The following is a 4208-nucleotide window of genomic DNA, read 5'->3' as shown; positions in this document are numbered from 1 at the left end:
TTCCGGGGGCAGGGGGGAGGGGGTCCGATGACCGTGTTTCTGGGTCTCGGCATCGCGGGGATCGTACTGCTCGTCCTGTCGTTGATCTTCGACGGGATTCTCGAAGGGCTCTTCGGCGGCATCTCGCTGCTGAACGGGCTGTTCGACGGGCTGCTTTCGCTGCCGGTGATCGCCGGGTTCGTCTCGATGCTCGGATTCACCGCGGCGATCGTGGAGGGCAGTACGGATCTCGGCACGGCACCGGCGGTCGTCGCGGGGGCGGCGGCCGGTGCCGGGGCGGCCTGGCTGACCTGGAAGTTCAGCAAGGCGCTGATGCGGGACGACCAGACCGTGGCGACACCGCGGGGGGACGATCTCGTGGGCACCTCGGGCACGGTCGTCACGGCGATTCCGGCCGCCGGATACGGGGAAGTGCTGCTGCGGCTCGGCGGCCAGACGGTGAAGTACGCCGCGAAGGGCGAGGAGCCGGTGGAGCGGGGAGCCGAGATCTGGGTGGAGGCGGCGTTGTCGTCGAGTTCGGTGTCGGTACGCCGAGTTCAGCGCTGACCGGTCCGGGAGGACCGCCGCCGTACGGATATCCCTTGCGCACACCGTACGGACATCCCGTACGCGCCGCACGGATATCCCGGCACACCGCACACCGCACGGCCGTCCCTGGCACGCCCGCAGGGACACCCCGTTGTCCCGTGCGAATCGTTTCGAACTGCCGTCCCTCGGGGGGACGAAGGAGAGGGCATCATGAGTCCAGTCGTCATCGCCGTGCTCGGGGTCGTCGTACTCGCCGTCCTGCTGGCACTGGCCGTCATCACGCGATACAAGGTCGCCGGGCCCAGCCAGGCGTTCATCGTCACCGGCCGGCGCGGCAAGCGGTCGACCGATCCGGCGACCGGCCGGGTGTCCGTGGACACCAGCGGCCAGAAGGTCGTGGTCGGCGGCGGGGTGTTCGTCGTGCCGTTCGTCCAGCAGCGGTTCACGCTCGACCTGTCCAGCCGGCACATCCCGGTCGCCGTGCGCGGCGCCGTCACCCTGCGCGGGGTGAAGGCGAACCTCGACGGGGTCGCGATCGTCAAGGTCGGCGGCACGGAGGACTCGATCCGGGCCGCGGCGCAACGGTTCCTCAGGCAGCAGGGCGGAATCGTCGGATTCACCCAGGAGGTGCTCTCCGGTGCGCTGCGTTCGATCGTCGGCCGGATGTCGGTGGAGGACATCATCCGGGACCGGGCGGCCTTCGCCGGCCAGGTCGCGGAGGAGGCCGAGGCGAGCCTGGCCGGGCAGGGTCTGATGCTCGACGCGTTCCAGATCCAGGACATCACCACCGAGGGTTCGTATCTGGAGGACCTCGGGCGTCCCGAGGCCGCGCGCGCCAAGCAGGAGGCGGACATCGCGGAGGCGGTGGCGCGGCGGGCGGCCGAGCAGGCGCGGCTCAAGGCGGAGGAGGAGATCGCGATCGCGCAGCGTACGTTCGCCCTGAAGCAGGCCGAGATCAAGGCCGAGACGGACGAGGCGGCGGCGCGGGCGGCGGCAGCGGGACCGCTGGCGCGGGCGGCGCGCGAGCAGGACGTGCTCGCCGAGCAGGAGAAGGTGGCGCAGCGGCAGGCCGCGCTGACCGACCGCGAACTCGACACCAAGGTCCGCAAGCCCGCCGACGCGGCGCGCTACCAGGCCGAGCAGGAGGCCGAGGCGCGTCGTATCGCCCTGGTCAAGCAGGCGGAGGCCGACGCCGAACGCTCGCGGCTCACCGGTGAGGGCGAGAAGGCGCGGCGCGCGGCGCTCGCGGCGGCGGTACGGATCGAGGGCGAGGCGGAGGCCGCGGCGATCGGTGCGAGGGGTGCGGCGGAGGCGGACGCCATGCACAAGAAGGCGGACGCGTTCGCGCGGTACGGGGACGCGGCGGTGCTCCAGATGCTGGTCGAGGTGCTGCCGTCGGTGGTCTCGAAGGCGTCCGAACCGCTGAGCGCGGTCGACAAGATGACGGTGATCTCGACGGACGGCGCGAGCCGGCTCTCGCGTACGGTCGCGGACAATGTCGCGCAGGGCGTCGAACTGCTCAGCTCCACCACGGGAGTTGACCTGGCGGCACTGCTGAAGGGCCTGGCTGCGGGCAGGACGGAAGCGGGGGCGGCGACCGCGGTCGACGGCACCACCGGGGCGGCTCCGGCCAACGGGCAGGTGGAGATCACGGATTGACGCGGTAGAGCGAGCGAGGGGGCGGGGGCCCGGTCGGCAGGGGGAGCCGACCGGGCCCCACTGCGTACGGCTGCGGGTGTGGCCATGGCTGCGGCTGCGGCTATGGCTATGGCTATGACGTGCGTACGGCTTGGCCGCGCCGGGCGTTCGGACGGGCCGGGTGCTGTGCCGATGGAGCGTTACGGGGTGAGCCGGGCACCGCGCCCGTACGGCCTGGCCGGGCCACTGCCCGTCCCGGGCATGCCCGGCCGCCCGCCGGTACGGCGCCGGGTGTCATGCCCGTACGCCCGTCCGGTCCGACACCCCGTCCCCGAGCCCGCACCCCGAGACCGCTTCTGCGAGTCGATCTCCGCCTTTTGGCTCGCATCAGCAAGCCATATACACACTCTTGGCTCGCATCCGAGATTCCCCGTCGGGGCGGCTGGGCATCACCCCTGGTGGCCATTGCCTCCGGAGGGGGAACCCATGACCCGGCCCAGCCACAGCCCCGATCCGACGCCCAGCGCCAGCCTCAGCCCGCACTCCAGCGCAAGCGCCAACCCCGGCCCGCACTCCAGCGGCAGCGCCGGCCCCGGCACACCACCGCCGTCCGCCGTCGCCCTGCTGCTCGCGGGTGAGGTCGAGCGGCCCGTCTCGTTGACCGTCGCGGATCTGCGCGAGCGATGGGAGCAGCACCGTGCCGATGTGGTGTTCCACTGCGCCACCAGCGGGCCCCGGCACCATGTCTTCGAGGGCCCGCTGCTGCGGGAGGTCGTCGACACGGCGAAGCCGGCCTTCGACGCGCGGCGGCGCAAGGACCGTTCGCGCTTTCTGCTCGCCGTGACCGGCGGGGACGGGCACCATACGGTGCTGTCCTGGGCGGAGTTGGACGCCGACTTCGGCAACGTACCCGTCCTGCTCGCGACCGCCATGGACGGGGAGCGGCTGGACACGGCGGGCAGTCAGCTCGTCGTGCCCTCGGACCACTGCGGGGCGCGGTACATCAGCGCGATCACCAACGTCTGGGTCGGCGGCATCGCCGGCGGCGGAGAAGGCGGCTGCCCCGGAGCGCCGCCCCTCGCCGCCACCACTGCCGTCACCACTGATGTCAGCGCTGCCACCACCACTGCTGCCACCACCGCTGCTGTCAGCGCTGCCGTCACCACCGCCGTCAGCACTCAGCCGCCGACCCGCGCTACCCCCACGTAGAACGAGCTGTGCGCGTCCTCCGGCGCCGGGGTGTCCTTGTACCAGTTCGGAGCCGTCACCAGCCCCGGTTCCACCATCTCAAGACCCTCGAAGAACCGTTCCACCTCGGCCCGGCTCCGCAGCCGCAGCGAGATCCCGCCCTTGCCGTACGTATCGTTCACATGGCCCACCAGCTTGTCCGGCTGGAAGTCGGCCGTACCGTGCGAGAACAGCAGCAGACTCCCCGCCGGCAGCGACTCCACCAGGGTGCGCGTGATGCCGTACGGGTCGTCCTCGTCCGGGATGAAGTGCATCAGCGCGATCAGCGACAGCGCGATCGGCCGCTCGAAGTCCAGGATCCCGCGCGCGTGGTCCAGGATCTCGTCCGGCCTGCGCACATCCGCCTGGATGTAGTCGGTGGCGCCCTCGCGCGTGCTGATCAGCAGGGCTTCCGCGTGGCGGAGCACGATCGGGTCGTTGTCGGTGTAGACGACCCGGGACGCAGGAACGATTCCCTGGACGATCTGGTGCAGATTGGGCTCGGTGGGGATGCCCGTGCCGATGTCGAGGTACTGGTCGATCCCGGACCCGGCCACCCAGGCCGCGGCCCGGTGCATGAAGGCGCGGTTCAGCCGGGCGTCCTGCTTGGACGCGTCGGGGAGCTTCTTGCCTATCTCCTGGTCGACGGTGTAGTTGTCCTTGCCGCCCAGGAGCCAGTCGTAGACCCGCGCGGGATGCGGCTTGCTGGTGTCGACCTGGGGTTTGGGGATGCCTGTGGTCATCGGTGGGACTCCGTAATTCTGTTACCTGGTGGATCGGGGGTTCGAGGGGCGCGGGAGGCACGGGGGCACGGC

General features: G+C 71.2%; 3 protein-coding genes and 1 pseudogene. 3 read left to right on the top strand and 1 reads right to left on the bottom strand.

All coding sequences use genetic code 11. From position 1 onward, the window contains the following. Window positions 1-27: 27 nt before the first annotated feature. From WH07_RS35130 to WH07_RS38505, 3 genes and pseudogenes are all read left to right on the top strand, one after another. A complete protein-coding gene (locus tag WH07_RS35130) occupies window positions 28-546 on the top strand; it encodes an NfeD family protein (protein ID WP_046509177.1) in 519 nt (172 codons plus the stop codon). Window positions 547-738: 192 nt separating this feature from the next. Then, complete coding sequence (locus WH07_RS35125; protein WP_046509175.1) at window positions 739-2187, top strand: SPFH domain-containing protein; 1449 nt, start codon at window positions 739-741, stop codon at window positions 2185-2187. 465 nt (window positions 2188-2652) lie between these two features. Then, a pseudogene (locus WH07_RS38505) lies at window positions 2653-3210 on the top strand (molybdopterin-dependent oxidoreductase); the annotation flags it as partial. 134 nt (window positions 3211-3344) lie between these two features. Here the strand turns inward: WH07_RS38505 and WH07_RS35115 are convergent. After that, entirely contained in the window at window positions 3345-4136 is a 792-nt protein-coding gene (locus tag WH07_RS35115) for an SAM-dependent methyltransferase (protein WP_046509171.1), read from the bottom strand. Window positions 4137-4208: the final 72 nt, after the last annotated feature.

Source organism: Streptomyces odonnellii, from assembly GCF_000981895.1.
Classification (GTDB): domain Bacteria; phylum Actinomycetota; class Actinomycetes; order Streptomycetales; family Streptomycetaceae; genus Streptomyces; species Streptomyces odonnellii.
This window is presented reverse-complemented; position numbering and strand designations above follow the sequence as displayed.